Genomic DNA, 16,434 nt, shown 5'->3' with positions numbered 1-16,434 from the left:
CTGCTACGTTAGAGAGGCCGTGAGTCATCAAGATGGATCTGGAACCCAGCTAGAGGAGGAACCTCATCATGGTCATCAAGAACGCTCAGGAACTGTTCGTGCGCCTGCTTTCCGAAACCAACAGCGCCGAGAAGCAGATCACCCGCGCGCTGCCCAAGATGGCTCGCGCCGCCGATAACGAGAAGCTGGTAGAGGCCTTCCAGCATCATCTGGAGGAGACGCAAGGCCAGCTGGAGCGTATCGAGCAAGCCGCCGATTCCATCCCCGACATACGTGTCAAACGGCTCAAGTGCCATGCCATGGAGAGCCTGATTCAGGAAGGCGAAGAGCTGATCGACTCCACCGAGAAGGGCCCGGTGCGCGATGCCGGCCTGATCGCTGCGGCTCAGAAAGTGGAGCACTTCGAGATCGCTGCCTACGGCACCCTGTGCGAACTGGCCGAGCAACTGGGCCATACCAAGGCCAAGGAGATACTCGCCGAGACACTCAAGGAGGAGAAGTCCACCGATGACAAGCTGAGCAAGCTAGCCAAGCAGGACGTCAACAAGCAAGCAAGCTGAGCACCTGCTTGACCCGCGGCAGGCCGGCTCACGGCCTGCCGCACTCCCTCTCTCAAGCCCAAGCCCAAGCCCAAGATCAACGTAGCGTTGAATCTCTCCCTTTGATCAGGGGTGGCGCAATTCATCAGGGCTCTGTATTTGTATACAAAAACTGAATACAGACATGGAGCACTAAACGATGAGATTTGTGCACAACCTTACCATTCGTGCCAGTTGGACACTGGTTCTGCTTGGGTTCTTCTCCATGCTTGCCCTGCTCAGCACGATCGGCCTGCTGGCGGTGACTCACAGCCAGCGCAACTTCAATGCCTTCGAAGCGGTCAACGTTCATCAGCAGGGCACGCTGAACCGGGCCAACTCGATGCTGCTGAGCGCTCGCCTGGACATGGCGCGCTACTACGAAGAGGCCCTGGAGCAGGGTGGGACGGCGGATGCCGGACCGCTCGCCGAGACCGGTACCGCCTTGGAGGAGGTCACCAAGGTATTCGCCGAGTTCGAGGCCCTGCCGCGGCAGGCCGGTCACGACGCGCTCATCGAGCCAATCGCGGCCAGCTTCGACACCCTGGTGTCGCAAGTTCTACAGCCCCAACTGCACGCCCTGCAGGAAGGCAGGCTCGAGGCCTATCGCAGCCTGAGGGATACGGCTCACACCGCCTACGACGACTTCTACCGCGATGCCGTGGGTTTCTTTCATACCGTCGAGGCGGAAGGCACCGCTCGTGCCGGCAACTTCGAATGGGTGGTAAGCGCTACCCGCAAGGCCATCGTGGCAGTCTTTGCCGCGGCACTGATCATGATCGCGGTCGTCTTCTGGGGCGTGACCAACAACCTGATCCGCCCGATGGAGCAGCTCATCAAGCACTTCCAGGAGATGGAGCGAGGCAACCTGGGTGAAAGGATCGAGGTCTTTGGCCGCAACGAGATCACCAAACTCTTCGCCACGCTGCGCGGGATGCAGACCGCGCTTCGCGCTACGGTGTCGCAGGTGCGCGAGAGCAGCGAAGCAGTTTTTGCCGGTACCTCGCGTATCGCCGACGCGAACCGGGATCTCTCCGCCCGCACGGAGCGCCAGGCCTCGGCGCTGACCCAGACCGCCTCCAGCATGGAGGAGATCACGGCAACGGTGCAGAGCAATAGCCGCAACGCATCCGATGCCAGCCAGGCCATGGCGAGAGTCGCCGAACAGGCCGAAGAAGGCGGCCACATCGTGGCCGGACTGGTCAAGCAGATGCATGAGGTGCGGGAAGGGTCGGAACGCATCACGGATATCATCGCGCTGATCGATCAGATCTCGTTCCAGACCAATATCCTTGCCCTCAATGCATCCGTCGAGGCAGCCCGAGCCGGTGAGCATGGCCGGGGCTTTGCCGTCGTCGCCAACGAAGTCCGCAAGCTGGCCACACGCAGCGCCGATGCCTCTGCCGAGATCCGCACGCTGATCGAAAGCTCCGTCGACCAGGCCAGGGCGGGCGCCACTGGTGCCGACAAGGCGGGTGCGGCCGTGGAAGCGATCCGCCAGTCCGTGCACGACATCAACCACCTGATGCAGGAGATCGCCAACGCCTCTCGCGAGCAGGAGGCGGGCATCGGTGAGATCAATCGCGCGGTTTCCGACATGGACGAAACCACCCAGCAGAATGCCGCCATGGTATTGCAGGCCAGCGAGTCCGCCGAGCAGTTGGAAGGCGTGGCCAGCGCATTGCGCGAGGTGGTCTCACGCTTCCGCCTGGAAGCGCAGGCTCACGAGGCGCCCTTGATCGACTCGCCGGCCCCGCAAGCTTCGACACCGAACGCACCGGCCCGGCTACCCTCGATGGCCTGACGCTTGAACGCCCGCCTCGCCTGCTCACGGGAACGGGGCGGGACTCATCGAGCCCCATAGGCCCGGTCCACGCCAAAGACGTGCTTGAGATAGCTCACGTAACTCTCGTCGCGCGACATGGTCTTGCCCGGCGAATCGGAGATCTTGGCTACCGGCTGGCCGTTGCACGAAACCATCTTGATCACGATGTTCATCGGCTTCACCCCCGGCACATCGCAGGTCAGGCTAGTGCCGATACCGAAACTGGTCCTGATTCGCCCTTCCAGCGCCGTCTTGATCCGCATGGCCTTATCGAAGGTCAGGCTGTCGCTGAAGATCAGCGTCTTGGTCATCGGGTCGATGCCCAGCGACTCGTAGTGCCGGATGCACTTCTCGGCAAACCACAGCGGATCGCCGCTGTCGTGCCGCAACCCATCGAAGAGCTTGGCGAAGTAGAGATCGAAATCGCGCAGGAAGGCATCGAGGGTGACCGTATCGGTCAGCGCGATGCCCAGGTAGCCGCGATACTCCTGCACCCAGGCTTCCAGCGCGGCACGCTGGCTGTCCACCAGACGACTGCCCAGTTGCTGGTGCGCCATGATCCATTCATGAGCCATGGTGCCCATCGGGCTGATGCCGTGACGCCGCGCGATGTCGACGTTGCTGGTGCCGACGAAGTTGCCCGGAAACTCCACCTCCATGACCTCGACGATCGCCTCCTGGACCGGCTGGGAGAGCCGCCGCCGCGTGCCGAAGTCGGCCAGGTTGAAGCCGGCAAGCTGGTCGGGCGTGTAGGCCTCGCGCAGCGCCTCGAGCTTGCGGCGCAGTTGCGCCACGGCCTGGTCGATTTCCACATTCGGATAGAGAGTCCGATTGCGCACTTCGCTGATGATGGCGAGTATCACGATCTCGAACAGGATGCTGTGCGACCAGGGCCCGTCGATGACGATGCACAGCTCGCTGCCCTGCATGCCGACCTGGACGTACTCCGGCCGGAAGCGAAACAGCTCCAGGAAGCGGATGAAGTCGGGCGACATGTAGGGGAAGCGCGCCAGATACGCTGACTCTTCGCGAGACAGCTGTAGCGTGGCCAGGCGGTCGATCTGTTCACGAATCTCGGGAATGTAGCGCTCCAGCGGCTCGGCGTCGCGACAGCGAAACTCCCAGGTGACACTGGCGTTCGGATACTGGTGATGGACACCCTGCATCATGGTCAGCTTGTACCAGTCGGTATCCAGCAAGGAGCGGATGATCGGCCCTTCGCGATAGGTCTCGCCCATGTCACCTTCCGTTTGCCTGGTTTCGGTTGCTTGCCCGTGTCTGTCAGGCTAGCGCCCGCCGTGGCCCACGACCACCGATGCCTGGATGATGGGGCCGGTTCGCTGGGCCAGCCAGCTAAAGCACTAGCACTCGAATCGCTCGCCAAGCCGATACCGTGTTGCTATGGGTAAGGGATGCATGGGAGGAAACTTCCCGGAGGGTAACGCCATGACCCAGCACGAAAGGACCGTAATGGCCTTCGACGACCAGGGACGCGAGTACATGATCGACATGTTCGTCAGCGTACGCGACCTCAGCGAACTGCAGCACGCCGGCGCAACGCGAGGCTCACCCGCCTTCCGCACCCGCGACGGCCACGACGTCACCTACCTCGGTAATGGCGAGTTCATGATCATGGTACCCGGCGAGGAGGGTGGCGTGACCGTGAGAACCGACGATTCGGAGTTCGTCTGACGGCGCCGCACGACACCTGAGCCGAGCGACAAGAGCTGAGCGTGAGGGTTGACAGCCATCCGTTCCTTTTATAGAACGTTCATTAAAAGGAACAACTCGAGGCCACCTATCTTGGACAAGCTCTCGCTCGGCACCCTGGGCCGACACCTGCAGGACCTGCGCCAGGCGCAAGGTTGGTCGCTGTCGCAATTGGCCGCTGCCGCCGGCATCGCCAAGTCGAACCTGTGTCGCCTCGAACAGGGCAACGGCAACCCTACCCTGGATACTATCTGGCGCCTGGCGGTGCAGTTGAAGGTGCCCTTCGGCACCCTGGTGGCACCTATCGCCGTACCCCTGGGCGAGGATGGCGTGGAGGTGCGCCTGCTCGACCAGGGCAAGGATCACCCTCAGGTCGACGCCTACTGGATGCGCTGCGCACCGCATACCCTACGCCTTGCCGAACCCCACACCCCGGCGCCCGTGAAACGCTCACCTTGATCAGCGGTACGCTGGAGGCCGGTCCGGAAGGCAACACCCATACTCTCTCGGCGGGTGAGTCCCTCACCTTCGCCGCAGACCGCCCCCACCTTTACCGCACCGGAGACACCTGGGCCACGCTGCTGCTCAGCGTCGTCTATCACGAGGAACCCACGTCATGAGCCTGCAAGCCGCCTCCTCGCCCACCCGCCCCTGGCTGACCGGCGTGAGCGAGGCCATCCCGCTGCTCGGCGGCTATGTGCCGGTGGCCATCTCCTTCGGGCTGATCGCGACCCAAGCCGGCTTCAGCGCCTGGGAAGCCGTGGCGATCTCGACGCTGATCTATGCCGGTGCCTCGCAGTTCCTGTTCGTCGGCATGGTGGCTGCCGGAGCGCCGCTATGGCTGGTGGTGGCCATGACGCTGCTGATCAACCTGCGTCATGTGGTCTACGCCCCCAACCTGGCCCCCTGGCTGACCTCCAGCCGTCTGTGGCCCTGGCTGATGCACGGCCTCACCGACCAGATCTTCGCCCTGGCCCATGCCCGCCTGCCGCAACTGCCTGCCGCCCAGCGCCTCGGTTGGTACACCGGCGCCGCCCTGCTGGCCTGGCTCAGTTGGATCGGCGGCACGGCGCTAGGCGCCCTGGCCGGCGGTGAACTGGTCGCCCGCTGGGCCCTGATGGGTGAGATCCTGCCCTTCGCCCTGCCCGCGCTCTTCCTGGTACTGGTAGCGCCGCGCTTCACCTCGCGGCGCTGGAGCCTGGCCCTGGGCCTGACCATCCTCAGCGCCCTGCTGCTGACGTTCCTCGGCCTGACCAACGTGGCGATTCCCCTCGCCGCCATCTGTGGCGCGCTGTGCTTCCAGCTCGTCAAGTTCGGTCACAGCGAAAAAACAGAACACGCGCAAGGAGAGCGGCATGAGTAGCTCCCTCTGGATTGCCGTCCTGGCCTCGGCGCTGGGTACCCTGTTGATACGCCTGCTGCCACTGCTGTGGATGCAGCGCCGTCTCGAGCGCCAAGACGGCGACGACGGCCTCGAGGCCATGCCCCAATGGCTGAGCCTGCTCGGCCCGCTGATGATCGCCGCCCTCTTCGGTGTGTCGCTGATGCCGGTGACGCCCGGCGCCATCTCCTGGCTGGCCACCGCCATCGGCGTACTGGCGACCCTGGCCGTGTGGTGGTACAAGCGCACCCTGGGCTGGCCGGTGGCTGCGGGCGTGGCCGCCTATGGAATTGTCATGATGCTGCTCGGGTGAGGAATGAACGCATGACCCTCACCGCCCAGCCGCGCACTACCGGCAAGCGCCGGCACCCTGGCGTGACCCGCCGTGCAGGCCCCTCCAGCCTGTTGCTGGCCCTGCTGCTGGTGGCCCTACCGGCGGCGGCCGGTTGCCCCGAGCCATCCAGCGCCGACCTTGCCGCCATCAAGGGGATGGGTGAACGCACGGCCCTGCCCGCCGACCGTGAGGTGATCGTCGACGGCGTGGTGACCGGTGAGTTTCTCGGCCGCGAACGGCTGAACGGTTTCTACTTGCAGCAGGCAACGGAGCATGGCCCCGTCGGCCTGTTCGTCTATATGCCTGGCGCCACGCCGAGCGATGGGGCGCTCATCGCTCCCGGCACACACCTGCAACTCCACGCCCGCACCGGCGAGTACCGCGGCCAGATTCAACTGCAGCGGGTCGAGCGGATCGAAACCTGTGCCCGCGATCAACTGCCCGAGCCGCTTGCGGTCGACTGGCCGCTCAGCGAGGAGCAACTGTCACGCAAGGAAGGGCTGCTTCTGACGTTTCCGCAGACGCTGACCGTCACCGGCAACGACGAGCTGGCTCGCTACGGCTCCCTGAGGCTGGCCGCCAACCGCCTGTTCCGCCCCACGAATGCGCCCGGCGAGCCCCAGCAGGGGGATATCCTCGAGCTGGACGATGGCAGCTACCGCGCCTTTCCGAGCCCCATTCCCTACCTGGATGCGGAGGGTACCCGCCGTGTCGGTAGCACCGTGGAGGGGCTGACCGGGATACTGACCCACGCCTTCGATGCCTACCGCCTGCACCCAACCCTAGAGCCGCGCTTCGAGAACACCAACCCGCGCCCGGAACCGCTGCCGGCGCCGGGAGAACGGCTGCGGGTGGCAACCTTCAACGTGGAGAACTATTTCATCAGCCTGGGCCAGCGCGGCGCCGCCAACGCCGACGAGCTGGAGCGTCAGCGGGCCAAGCTCGCCGCTGCGGTCGAGGGCCTGCAGGCCGACATCCTGGCTCTGGTGGAAGTGGAGAACGACCCGCGTGCCCTGGCCGACCTGGTCGAGCAGCTCAGCGAGCGGACCGGCATCCGCTATCGTGCGGTGGGTGGGGACGCCGACCGCGGCAGCGATGCCATCAAGCTCGCCCTGATCTACCGGCCGGACCGGGTAGAGGCCGTGAGCGAGCTCTACGCCGACAACAACCCCGCCCATCATCGCCCGCCGTTGGCGGCCTTCTTCCGTAGCCTGAACGGCGGCCCGGCCTTCGGCATCGTTACCGCACACTACAAGTCCAAGACCGGCTGCCCGCCCAGCGGCGATATCGACCGCGGCCAGGGCTGCTGGAACCAGCGCAGGGTGGAACAATCCGAGGCCATGAACGCCTTCCTCGAGCGCCTGGCTGCCGCCGAGGGGCATGAGCGCCTGCTGCTGACCGGCGACCTCAACGCCTATGGCGCCGAGGACCCGGTCCGCCCCCTGGTCCACGCGGGCCTAGTCGACCTGATCGCCCGCGAGCTGCCGCCGGAGCGCCGCTACAGCTATGTGTTCCGCGGCGAGTCGGGCTATCTGGACCATGCCCTGGCAAGCCCTGAGCTGGCCGCGGCAGTGGCAGAGGTGAGACCGTGGCCCATCAATGCCGACGAGCCCACATTCCTCGGCTATGACGGGCCGGACAACGCAGCGCCCCACTTCCGCCCCGACCCCTTCCGCTCCTCGGACCACGACCCGATCGCAGTCGACCTGGAGTGGCGTTAGGTGGGAGCAGCTTGAGGCTCGATGATGGGGCGCTGGTCGACATAGTGAACGCCCGCATCATCTCAAGGGGATCAGTAAGGGGATCAGTAACGCCGGCGTCCCAGGTCGATGTCGTCGCGGTTGGTGGCCGCGCCGACGGCAGCGCCCAGGCCGCCACCGATCACCGCCCCCCTGGTCACGCTGCCGCCTGTCATGGCCGCAGTGCCGGCACCTGCGGCTGCCCCCAGGCCGGCGCCACTCAGCGCTCGCTCGCTGGTGGTGGTACCGCAGCCAGTAAGTCCCAGGGCCAGCACACCGCTCAACAGTCCGATAGATAGCATTCGCATGGCATTTCCCTCCCAACAGGGTCAATTACGACCAATCATCCAGTTTGATTTTTTGGCAACCAAGCAATCACCCCGGCTTCGGTACCACTCGACGCCTTGGCCGGAGCGCAAGTCATCGAAATCGCGCAGCGCAGCATCAAAGTCGCATGTCATGCGGGACCACTCTGGTTGCCGATGCGCTGTATCCCTTATACAGCCCCGGGAGGGAGACGGTTCATGGACCGGGTAACGATCCACACTCTTTGAGAATTTCAGGCACTTGAGTATCAAGATAGCGACAGGTAAGACTGAAAAGCTGCTCCCCTACTATTTGATCTTGGCATGTGCCATCAGCTGGGTGACTCCACCAGTGGCTGAGCGGGAACCCCAGGCGCCCGGCCAGGCCTGATGCCACGGCTCAGGGCGCCGACTCGGGCCCCGGTAACGCACTTGGGTAATCGATATCGCGAATCACCCCGGATCCGCTACCGGCACGGCAATCACCTTGTCGGCGAACCGAGCGAGAACCGGCCTGGCCCCCAGATCATCCAGGTTGGCGGCCAGGGCGGGCCAGTAGTCACGACCGAAGAAGACCGGATGTCCGGGCATATCACGGTAGAGGGGTCTGACGATGGTGTCGGCTGCGGCTCGTCGAGCCAGCCGCTGGCAGGTTTCGGGCCTCACCCAGGGCATATCGCCCAGCCAGATGGCGACACTGTCGACATCACAGCGCGACAGCGGCTGGTCGAGCTCCCGGAAGGCATGGGCGATGCTGCCTCCAAGCCCCACCGGGGCCGCGGGCCGGATGACCAGCACCATGGCCTCGGGAATCCCCAGATCGGCGGGTGCCACCTGGGTATTCACCACCACCCTTACCTGCTCGAAGGCGTCCATGGCGGCGGCCAGGGTGGTGGCGAGCAACGTCCGACCATCGGCGAGCCGCGCCAGTCGCTTGTCACTGCCGAAGCGCCGGGAGTGCCCCGCCGCCATGATCAGGGCCAACGAGTGCTTAGAGCGCATCTCGCGCCTTGCCCCGATGGACCCGGACGATATCGGCCATGACCGCCAGAGCGATTTCGGCCGGCGTCTTGCTGCCAAGACCAAGGCCAATGGGCATCGTGATCCGAGCGATCTGCTCGGAGCCGAGCCCCCCCGAGCGACGCAGCCGCGCCTCGCGCTGACGCGAGGTCTGCCGCGAGCCCATCACGCCGATATAGAAAGCGTCGGTGCGCACGGCCTCGATCATCGCCAGATCGTCGATGCGGGGATCATGGGTCAGGGCCACCACGGCGGTGGCGGCATGACAGGCACCCGAGGCGATGAAAGTCGAGGGCATTACCGCCTGCACCTCCACCCCCGGTACCGCAAACTCCCGACGCGCCTTCTCTCGGGGATCACAAACGATGACCTCGAAGCCCAGGGTACTGGCGAAGCTGGCACAGGCCTGAGAAACCGGAGAGATACCCGCAATGATCAGGCGCAGTGCCGGGCCGAGGCGCACGCCGATTACGCCCTCCTCCCGCAGGATGGCGGGCCCCGGCGCCTCGGCCAGCACGAAATGCGCCCCGCGACCATCCAGCGGCACACGCCGAATCAGGGCTCGTCGGCCGAGCAGGGTGGCATGCACCACCTCCAGGTGGGTCAGGGTGGCCGCGTCGGGCTCCAGCCGCTCTACCAGCACCTCCAGGCTGCCTCCACAGGGCAACCGTACACGGCTCGCGCCCGGCTCGCTCCCCTGGCCGCCATACCGCACCCGTTGTACCGGCCCGGCAAACTCCCCTTGGTGCAGCCGCTCGAGAAAGTCCTCCTCCACGCAGCCACCGGACAGCGACCCCAGGTGCTCACCGTCCTGGCGTGCCACCAGCATGGCGCCGGGCTCCCGGGGGGATGAGCCGAAGGTGGCCAGCACCGTGCACAGCCATAGACGATGGCCCCGGTTGGCCCACTGCAGGGCGCGCTCGATGACCTGCAAGTCGAGATGGTCCATCAGCCGATCGCCTCAACCGGCCTCGACCGAGCAGCAGCCAGGGCGCGACGCACCACCTCCGGTGTGAAGGGGGGGCGGGTGAAGCGCACCCCGGTGGCATCGTAGAGAGCATTGGCGATGGCCGGAGCGCCGGGCAGGGAGGTGGATTCTCCGACCCCCAGCGGCGGTGCCTCGGGGCGCTCGAGGAGCATGACGTCGATCTCGGGCAGCTCGGAGAACCGCAGGATCGGATAGCCGCCCCACTCCCGGCTCACCGGCAGGCCGTCCTCGAAGGCGACCCGCTCCTTGAGGGTCCGGCTCAGCGTCTGGATGACATTGCCGTGCACCTGATGACGCACGCCGGCCGGGTTGACCATGAGGCCGGCGTCCTGGCCCACGACCAGCCGCTCGATGACGATGCGTCCACTCTCGGGGTGCACCTTCAACTCAACCACCCATGCTGCCAGGGCCGCGCCAAAACCGGGAAACTTACTGTGTACGTACTGGGCGTAGGCCACCCCTCGCCCATGGTGCCAACCCTCGACCATCCGGGGTGCGGAATGGGCCACCCGGGGCTGCCAGCCCGCTCGCGCTGCCACGGCCTCGGTCAACTCCACCGCACGCGGGTCGGTCAGGTAGCGCAGCCGATAGGCTACCGGATCCTCACCGGCCAACTGGGCCAGTTCGTCGATATGGCTCTCATGAGCAAAGGTGTTGGGCATGGCCGAGACCCCACGCAACCAGGAGGCGCGTACCAGGGTCGGCACGTCATCGCAGGCGATCTGCCGATGCGGGTAGCGATAAGGCGGGACCGAGGTACGATCCCCCATCTCGAAGGGGATATCGCTGGGCTTTACGATGCCGGTCAGCAGCAGGGCCAGGGTCGGGGCATTGTTCGAGGGATAGCGGGCGACGAAGCGATAGGCGGCGGGGCTGCCATCGGCGTTCAGGCCCCCTGGACCTCCATCAACTGGGCAGCCCCCTTGGGCTCCCAGCCATGCTCCTGCTCCCGGGTCAGCTGTACTCGCACCGGCCGCCCCACCGCTCGCGACAGCAGCGCGGCATCGGCCCCCACATCATCGGCACAGTTGCGACCGTAACAACCGGCGGCTTCCATGCGGGTAACGGTGATCACGCCCTCGTCGAGCCCCATCAGCCGCGACAGGTCTGCGCGCAGGCTGTGGGGATTCTGGGTGCCGGACCACACCTGCAACCGGTCGTCACGATAGTCGGCCACCGAGCAGGAGGGGCCGATGGAGCCGTGTAGTTGGAAAGGCCAGACATAGGTGCGAGATACACGATGCGCAGCCCGGGCCAGCGCTCCCGCCGCATCGCCCTCCTCCAGCAAGGGTCGCCGTTGGGCCGGCAGCTCTCGCAGGGCCTGTTCCAGATCGTCGAGCCGGGGTAAGCCCTTCGGATCGCGCCAGGTGACCTTGAGCCGCCTGGCCGCCGCCGCGGCCTGCTCCTCACGCTCGGCGACTACGCCCACGAAATCGCCGATCACCACCACCTGGATCAGCCCTGGCATGCCGGCCACCGAGGCCTCATCCACCGCCACCAGGCTGGTGCCGACGAAGTCTCCACGATCATGGCCGGTATAGGGCGGGCGGATCACTCGGCCGTGCAGCATGCCGGGCAGGCGCAGGTCATGAACGAAGGTCAGCTTGCCGACTACTTTGTCAGGAATATCCACCCGCGGCGCCGCCCGCCCTACCAGCCGATAGTCACTGGCCGGCTTGAGCGGTACCTCATCGGCGAGCTTCAGGGCATGACGCTCGCCGTGGAGAAGTTCACCGTAACTCACGGCGGGTCGATCACCCTCGGCCGGCAGGATGGTTCCCGCTACACAACGCAGGCCGCCCCGCTCTACGCCAAAGTGGCTAGTGGCCAGATCCAGCAGGTATTCGCGAGCCTGGGCCGCCGCACGCCGCAACGGCTCGGCGGTTATCTGAATGGTGGCGCTGGCGATGGTCGGCCCCTGGTTGGGCACCTCGAAGGGATCCCCCAGCACCATGGTGACCCGCTCGAGGACAACCTCCAGCTCCTCGGCGACGATCTGGGCCAGAGCCGTGCGGATACCGGTGCCCAGATCCACGTGGCCGTTGAAAGCCATCACCCGGCCATCCGCGAGCAAGGCAATGAAGAGTTCGGGTTCGGTGGGTATAAAATCCGAGTGTGTACCCGGCTGGCCAGGTGCCGGCTTGGGAGGAATCACGGGCTCTCGGTAGACCACCAACAGGTCGGTGCCATGGAGGAGCGCGTGTCGATCCGGCAGTGTGGTGGACGCCATTCAAGCCTCATTGCTGTTATCGGTGGCCAGGAGCGCGATACGTTGGTGACAGCGGCATCGCATGGAAGGGGTAGGCCAGCTTGCCCTGCTCGCCATTAAGTTATAGTGTATACACCATAAATAAGCACGACTTTCCCATCGCCCGCAAGCCTATGTCGCGCCCGCGCTTGACACTAGAGGCTGCTCTGCCCCGCCAGAGCCATACTCCGGCGGTGAGACCGCGACAACCATAGGTTGTCGGCAGCACACCAAGGATGCCCCATGACTACAGAGACGCCATCTCACGCCGCCATGTCCAGCGACCACCGAACCCCCACCGAACAGGGTTATGACTTCTCGGAGCAGGTCGGTCATTTGCTGCGCAAGGCCTACCAGCGCCATACGGCGATCTTCCAGCGCCACAGTTGTGACAAACAGCTGACTGCCATCCAGTTCGTCACCCTGTGCACGGTCATGGAGCGCGGGCCAAGCTCGCTCACCGAGATCGTCAATGCCACCGCCATCGATCCCGCCACGATCCGTGGGGTGATCAAGCGGCTCAAGGCACGGGAGTGGATCACCCTGACCACCGATCCCGGCGACCAGCGCAAGGTGATGGTGGTCATCACCGAGGCGGGTGAGTCCCTGGTCGAGACCATGGTGCCCATCGCCAAGCAGATCAGCGATCAGACCATGAGCAACCTCAATCCCGCCGAGCGCATCGCCCTGATGCATCTACTGGAGAAGATGAACGCCGACGGCTGAGTGAGGTAGCTGCCCGGCCGCTGTCGGCCGGGTCGGGTCAGTCATGCCGCAAATGATCCAGCGTCTCGTCGAGGGAGACCACGTCACCGTACTTGCTGTCGATATCAAACAGGTTGGCCTCGTGGGGCGCAGGGTGGCGATCACCGACGCAATCGCGCACCACCATCACGCGGAAGCCATGCTGCAGGCCGTCCACGGCGGTGGCGCGAATGCACCCGCTGGTCGAGCAGCCGGTCAGGATCAGGGTATCCACCCCCATGGCCACCAGTGTCGAGGCCAGCGAGGTGCCGAAGAAGGCGCTGGCGTACTGCTTGGTGATCACCAACTCATCGTCAGACGGGATTACCTCCTCGCAGAATGTTGCATAGGGGTTGCCCGGCACCATGGTGCGCATTACCGGTGCTTTCTTGACCCAGATGCCGCCGTCACATTGGTCCGGCGCCTGGTAAAGAATATTGGTATGGATAACCGGCACGCGGGCCTCGCGCGCCGCCGCCAACAGCCGCGGCATCCTGGCCACTGCCTCTACCACACCCGGGGCATAGAGCGGCGAGCCAGGCGTGGTGTACCCCTGCATGAAGTCGACAACCAACAGAGCGGCCTTTTTACCGAAACCGATCCGGCCATCCCAGACGCCCTTGTAGTTGTCGCTGGCTTCCTGAGCGTGTTGCGTCATGACGGTCTCCTCAGTAGGCGCCCGACAGCAAAGCGCCGGCTCCCGGCACCACCGGTTCGAGATCGAGGGCCTTGAGCATGGCGTAGGTGGTGGCAATGGCTGCGGTGACCACCGGCTTGCCAGTGATCGCTTCAACCTTGGAGACGGCGGCCAGCGAGGGCATCTGCACACAAGCAGAGAGCACGATGGCATCCACATCGCTGTAGTCGAGGCCGGCGACAATCTCCGGCAGATTGGCGGGGTCGTGGCGAGCCACGTCGAGATTGTTGGAAATCTCTAGCGCGCGATAGTCGACCACCTCGACGCCCTCCTCACGGATATAATCCACCACCATCTCGGTGAGCGGCTTCATGTAGGGCGCCACCACCACCACGCGCTTGGCCTTCATCACACCCAGGGCATCCACCAGGGCGCCAGCGCTGGTGACCACCGGGGTGTCGCAACCGTTCTCCTCGGTGCGGCTACGCAGGCGCCGCTGGGATTCGCGGTGGTATCCCGGTCCCATGGACATGATCGCCACCAGGCAGGCGTAGCCCATCACGTCCACTGCCGCGTCAGAGAGCTCCAGCGCACAGCGGTCGGACTCGGCATCCATGGCAGCCAGCTCGTCCTTGCTCACGGTCTTCATGCGCATGCGGCTGGAGTGGAAAGTGAAACGCTCTGGGCGAATCAGCTGCCTCGCAGCCAGCATGGCGGGGATTTCCGTCTCCATGGTGATGTTGGAACTGGGTACGATCTGGCCGATACGGTATGTCTTGGTCATGGCGCAAGGCCTCTCTCAGAGTTCAGTGCCCAGGAAGTCCTCGAAGGCGGCGAAGAAGCCCTCGTAGTCGTCCCAGGGAATCATGTGTCCCGCCCGCGGGGCGGTGGTGATGCGAATCGACGGCAGCAGGTCGCGGATCTCGGCACGATCTTGATCCTGAATCACCCCGCCCTTGCCGGCGCAGATCAACAGCGTCGGTACCGTCACACCGGGAAGGTCCTGGTGGATATCCACGCTGTGGAACTCCTCGAAGGCCTGGACGATGGCTGGCTCGTAGCAGGTGTGCAGCCACTCGGCGCGCAGGCGCAACTGATCCTCGCTCCAGGTCGGGCAGTACCGACGCATGGTCTCGAGATCAGCACCCCGTAGGCAGTCACGGATCGAATCCACGTACCAAGGCAGTTTGCTGGGGTACTCGCGGCGCCCCGGACCGGAGACCGGCGGATCGATCAGCACCAGCTTGTCGATGTCTCGAGCACCCCGGGACAGGGCACGCAATGCGAAGCGGGCGCCCATGGAGTGGCCGGCAAGAATGACACGTTCCAGCCCCAGCGCCGCGATGAACGCGCTCACGTCATCGGCACAGGTATCGGTGTCGTAGGCGAGTTCGGGGCCGCTGGAGGAGAGACCGCGGCCGCGCACGTCGAGCACATAGGTATCGAAGTGTCGGCCGAGGCGCTCGGCCACGAATCCCCAGGTCACGGCCGGGCTGGTGATACCGGGAATCAGCACCAGCGGCTGGCGGGTGGCCGATGCCTCACCGCCGTAGCGCAGGTAGTGCTGGCGAATGCCATTGGCCTGGACGTTGGCACCGTACAGGAAGGTACTGCTCATGCCGGACTCTCCTCATCGGTGTGCTGCAGCTGCTTGAGCGGCACCTCGTAGACGTCATAGCCGAACACCCAGGCCGGGTCTTCGTCATGACGCAGCCAGGTGTTGTCGTGGGAGACCTTCTGCACGCGGGAGGCGCGCTCGAAGCGGTTGGTACGGTACAGCTCGAAGGCGTCGTGATAACGGTCGGCACCGACCTCATCCAGACAGCGCACCAGCATGGCGGCATCCTCAATGGCCATGGCGGCGCCCTGGGCCATGTGCGGCTTCATCGGATGGCAAGCATCGCCAAGCAACACCAGGCGGTTGTCATGCCACAGTGGCAAGGGGTTACGCTCGAGCAGCGGCCACTTGGTGACCGTCTCGGTGCAGTCGATCAGTGCCTGGACCGTGGGGTGATAACCCTCGAAGGCCTTGCGCATCTCTTCGCGAGAGCTGTCCACGAAGGAGGTACCGTGATTCCACTCCGGCTCCGGCACCCCGGTAACGTAGTAGTACTCCTTCTCATCACCGGTCACGAAGTAGACCATCATGTGGCGATCCTCCGACCACCACTTCACGCAAGCCTCGAAATCCAGATCATAGGCCTTGAGCTTCTCCGCCGAGATGATCGCCCGATGGGCGACCCAGCCGCTGTAGATGGGCGCCTCGGGCCCCAGCAGCTTCTCGCGGATGCGTGAATTGACTCCATCGGCACCGATCACCAGGTCGGCCTCGTCGGTAGTGCCATCAGCGAAGGTCATGATCACCTTGTCGCCGTTGTCATCGACGTTCACCAGCCGCTTGTCGAAGTAGAGCCGCTCCTGATCCAGGGTGCTGACCATCAACTCATGCAGGTCGCCACGGTGCACGGTGATATAGGCCGCACCGTACTCTTCGCGGGCGAAATCGCCGAGCGGGATGCGCGATAGGTACTCGCCGCTCCTGCCATCGCGACTGAACCAGTGTGTCGGGTGGGAGCCCATGGCGTTGAGCTTGTCCTCGATGCCAATGCGACGCATCACCTTCATGACGTTGGGGCCGAGGTGAATACCGGCGCCCAGCCGGGAAAAGGCTGGTGCCTGCTCGTAGACCCTTGTGTCGTAGCCTGCCTGCTGCAGGAGCGCACCCGCTGCAGCGCCTCCGAGGCCTGCACCGATGACAGCAATTTTTCGATTCTTGGTCATTTACTCCACCTTTTTGATTTTATTGATCTTCCTCGATGCCCTGATGCCAGTGGGCAGAAGACAGAGGGCATGCGTAGAGCAACTCTTCGTCAGGGCGCTCCAGCATGGGGCACGCGCCAGGGTGACACGAAACTCAATTACAAC

17 protein-coding genes and 1 pseudogene are annotated in these 16,434 nt (G+C 64.7%); 8 read left to right on the top strand and 10 right to left on the bottom strand.

Going from position 1 to position 16,434, the window contains the following annotated elements:
• Positions 1-68: 68 nt before the first annotated feature.
• The gene (locus tag EKK97_RS06125; protein WP_159550287.1) at positions 69-560 is read left to right on the top strand and encodes a YciE/YciF ferroxidase family protein; all 492 of its coding nucleotides are present in this window, start codon (positions 69-71) and stop codon (positions 558-560) included.
• A 178-nt stretch (positions 561-738) separates the two neighbouring features.
• The gene (locus tag EKK97_RS06120; RefSeq protein WP_159550285.1) at positions 739-2,382 is read left to right on the top strand and encodes a methyl-accepting chemotaxis protein; all 1,644 of its coding nucleotides are present in this window, start codon (positions 739-741) and stop codon (positions 2,380-2,382) included.
• A 44-nt stretch (positions 2,383-2,426) separates the two neighbouring features.
• Here the strand turns inward: EKK97_RS06120 and pncB are convergent, their stop codons facing one another.
• Positions 2,427-3,641, bottom strand: coding sequence for a nicotinate phosphoribosyltransferase (gene pncB / locus EKK97_RS06115; protein ID WP_159550284.1), 1,215 nt, complete (start codon positions 3,639-3,641; stop codon positions 2,427-2,429).
• A 208-nt stretch (positions 3,642-3,849) separates the two neighbouring features.
• Between pncB and EKK97_RS06110 the strand changes: the two genes are divergently transcribed.
• The 5 genes and pseudogenes from EKK97_RS06110 (at position 3,850) to EKK97_RS06090 (ending at position 7,549) form a co-directional block, all read left to right on the top strand.
• Positions 3,850-4,095 carry a hypothetical protein gene (locus EKK97_RS06110; protein WP_159550283.1) on the top strand — a complete coding sequence of 82 codons (246 nt, stop codon included), beginning with the start codon at positions 3,850-3,852 and terminating at the stop codon, positions 4,093-4,095.
• 111 nt (positions 4,096-4,206) lie between these two features.
• A pseudogene (locus EKK97_RS06105) lies at positions 4,207-4,733 on the top strand (helix-turn-helix domain-containing protein).
• Complete coding sequence (locus EKK97_RS06100; RefSeq protein ID WP_159550281.1) at positions 4,730-5,476, top strand: AzlC family ABC transporter permease; 747 nt, start codon at positions 4,730-4,732, stop codon at positions 5,474-5,476. Before EKK97_RS06105 ends, EKK97_RS06100 begins: the two are co-directional and overlap by 4 nt.
• A complete protein-coding gene (locus EKK97_RS06095) occupies positions 5,469-5,807 on the top strand; it encodes an AzlD domain-containing protein (RefSeq protein ID WP_159550279.1) in 339 nt (112 codons plus the stop codon). The genes EKK97_RS06100 and EKK97_RS06095 overlap by 8 nt, the downstream gene beginning before the upstream one ends.
• Before the next feature lie 11 nt (positions 5,808-5,818).
• Complete coding sequence (locus EKK97_RS06090) at positions 5,819-7,549, top strand: ExeM/NucH family extracellular endonuclease (protein WP_159550277.1); 1,731 nt, start codon at positions 5,819-5,821, stop codon at positions 7,547-7,549.
• Positions 7,550-7,632: 83 nt separating this feature from the next.
• Here EKK97_RS06090 and EKK97_RS06085 read toward each other — a convergent pair whose 3' ends face one another.
• The 5 genes from EKK97_RS06085 to EKK97_RS24330 all read right to left on the bottom strand — a co-directional run bounded on the left by EKK97_RS06085 (position 7,633) and on the right by EKK97_RS24330 (position 12,110).
• Entirely contained in the window at positions 7,633-7,869 is a 237-nt protein-coding gene (locus EKK97_RS06085) for a hypothetical protein (protein ID WP_201297102.1), read from the bottom strand.
• 456 nt (positions 7,870-8,325) lie between these two features.
• The gene (locus tag EKK97_RS06080) at positions 8,326-8,874 is read right to left on the bottom strand and encodes a nucleotidyltransferase family protein (protein WP_159550272.1); all 549 of its coding nucleotides are present in this window, start codon (positions 8,872-8,874) and stop codon (positions 8,326-8,328) included.
• Positions 8,864-9,841: an XdhC family protein gene (locus tag EKK97_RS06075; RefSeq protein ID WP_159550269.1), complete on the bottom strand. Its 978-nt coding sequence runs from the start codon at positions 9,839-9,841 to the stop codon at positions 8,864-8,866. Before EKK97_RS06075 ends, EKK97_RS06080 begins: the two co-directional genes overlap by 11 nt.
• On the bottom strand, positions 9,841-10,650 hold the full coding sequence (locus EKK97_RS24335) for a molybdopterin cofactor-binding domain-containing protein (RefSeq protein WP_277987338.1): 810 nt from the start codon (positions 10,648-10,650) through the stop codon (positions 9,841-9,843). The genes EKK97_RS06075 and EKK97_RS24335 overlap by 1 nt, the downstream gene beginning before the upstream one ends.
• Before the next feature lie 116 nt (positions 10,651-10,766).
• Positions 10,767-12,110 carry a molybdopterin cofactor-binding domain-containing protein gene (locus EKK97_RS24330; protein ID WP_277987337.1) on the bottom strand — a complete coding sequence of 448 codons (1,344 nt, stop codon included), beginning with the start codon at positions 12,108-12,110 and terminating at the stop codon, positions 10,767-10,769.
• Positions 12,111-12,371: 261 nt separating this feature from the next.
• On the opposite strand from EKK97_RS24330, the gene EKK97_RS06065 reads away from it, so the two are divergent.
• Complete coding sequence (locus EKK97_RS06065; protein WP_026038256.1) at positions 12,372-12,854, top strand: MarR family winged helix-turn-helix transcriptional regulator; 483 nt, start codon at positions 12,372-12,374, stop codon at positions 12,852-12,854.
• A 37-nt stretch (positions 12,855-12,891) separates the two neighbouring features.
• Here EKK97_RS06065 and EKK97_RS06060 read toward each other — a convergent pair whose 3' ends face one another.
• Genes EKK97_RS06060 through EKK97_RS06045 form a run of 4 tightly spaced genes read right to left on the bottom strand, consistent with a single transcriptional unit; the run spans position 12,892 to position 16,290 of the window.
• Positions 12,892-13,530 carry an N-carbamoylsarcosine amidohydrolase gene (locus tag EKK97_RS06060; protein ID WP_010629561.1) on the bottom strand — a complete coding sequence of 213 codons (639 nt, stop codon included), beginning with the start codon at positions 13,528-13,530 and terminating at the stop codon, positions 12,892-12,894.
• Positions 13,531-13,540: 10 nt separating this feature from the next.
• Positions 13,541-14,293, bottom strand: a complete 753-nt coding sequence (locus EKK97_RS06055; RefSeq protein WP_010629562.1) for a maleate cis-trans isomerase family protein — start codon at positions 14,291-14,293, stop codon at positions 13,541-13,543.
• A 15-nt stretch (positions 14,294-14,308) separates the two neighbouring features.
• Positions 14,309-15,127 carry an alpha/beta fold hydrolase gene (locus EKK97_RS06050; RefSeq protein ID WP_159550266.1) on the bottom strand — a complete coding sequence of 273 codons (819 nt, stop codon included), beginning with the start codon at positions 15,125-15,127 and terminating at the stop codon, positions 14,309-14,311.
• A complete protein-coding gene (locus EKK97_RS06045; protein ID WP_159550263.1) occupies positions 15,124-16,290 on the bottom strand; it encodes an FAD-dependent monooxygenase in 1,167 nt (388 codons plus the stop codon). The genes EKK97_RS06050 and EKK97_RS06045 overlap by 4 nt, the downstream gene beginning before the upstream one ends.
• Between the last annotated feature and the right edge of the window lie 144 nt (positions 16,291-16,434).

This window comes from Billgrantia tianxiuensis (genome assembly GCF_009834345.1).
GTDB classification, from domain to species: Bacteria; Pseudomonadota; Gammaproteobacteria; order Pseudomonadales; family Halomonadaceae; genus Halomonas; species Halomonas tianxiuensis.
The sequence above is the reverse complement of the archived record's forward strand: the minus strand, read 5'-3'. Positions and strand labels throughout refer to the sequence as shown.

Bases quoted from the DNA above. Each gene is read 5' to 3' on its own strand.
- EKK97_RS06125 (WP_159550287.1), top strand. From the start codon at position 69: ATGGTCATCAAGAACGCTCAGGAACTGTTCGTGCGCCTGCTTTCCGAA.
- EKK97_RS06120 (WP_159550285.1), top strand. From the start codon at position 739: ATGAGATTTGTGCACAACCTTACCATTCGTGCCAGTTGGACACTGGTT.
- pncB (WP_159550284.1), bottom strand. From the start codon at position 3,641: ATGGGCGAGACCTATCGCGAAGGGCCGATCATCCGCTCCTTGCTGGAT.
- EKK97_RS06110 (WP_159550283.1), top strand. From the start codon at position 3,850: ATGACCCAGCACGAAAGGACCGTAATGGCCTTCGACGACCAGGGACGC.
- EKK97_RS06100 (WP_159550281.1), top strand. From the start codon at position 4,730: ATGAGCCTGCAAGCCGCCTCCTCGCCCACCCGCCCCTGGCTGACCGGC.
- EKK97_RS06095 (WP_159550279.1), top strand. From the start codon at position 5,469: ATGAGTAGCTCCCTCTGGATTGCCGTCCTGGCCTCGGCGCTGGGTACC.
- EKK97_RS06090 (WP_159550277.1), top strand. From the start codon at position 5,819: ATGACCCTCACCGCCCAGCCGCGCACTACCGGCAAGCGCCGGCACCCT.
- EKK97_RS06085 (WP_201297102.1), bottom strand. From the start codon at position 7,869: ATGCTATCTATCGGACTGTTGAGCGGTGTGCTGGCCCTGGGACTTACT.
- EKK97_RS06080 (WP_159550272.1), bottom strand. From the start codon at position 8,874: ATGCGCTCTAAGCACTCGTTGGCCCTGATCATGGCGGCGGGGCACTCC.
- EKK97_RS06075 (WP_159550269.1), bottom strand. From the start codon at position 9,841: ATGGACCATCTCGACTTGCAGGTCATCGAGCGCGCCCTGCAGTGGGCC.
- EKK97_RS24335 (WP_277987338.1), bottom strand. From the start codon at position 10,650: ATGGGGGATCGTACCTCGGTCCCGCCTTATCGCTACCCGCATCGGCAG.
- EKK97_RS24330 (WP_277987337.1), bottom strand. From the start codon at position 12,110: ATGGCGTCCACCACACTGCCGGATCGACACGCGCTCCTCCATGGCACC.
- EKK97_RS06065 (WP_026038256.1), top strand. From the start codon at position 12,372: ATGACTACAGAGACGCCATCTCACGCCGCCATGTCCAGCGACCACCGA.
- EKK97_RS06060 (WP_010629561.1), bottom strand. From the start codon at position 13,530: ATGACGCAACACGCTCAGGAAGCCAGCGACAACTACAAGGGCGTCTGG.
- EKK97_RS06055 (WP_010629562.1), bottom strand. From the start codon at position 14,293: ATGACCAAGACATACCGTATCGGCCAGATCGTACCCAGTTCCAACATC.
- EKK97_RS06050 (WP_159550266.1), bottom strand. From the start codon at position 15,127: ATGAGCAGTACCTTCCTGTACGGTGCCAACGTCCAGGCCAATGGCATT.
- EKK97_RS06045 (WP_159550263.1), bottom strand. From the start codon at position 16,290: ATGACCAAGAATCGAAAAATTGCTGTCATCGGTGCAGGCCTCGGAGGC.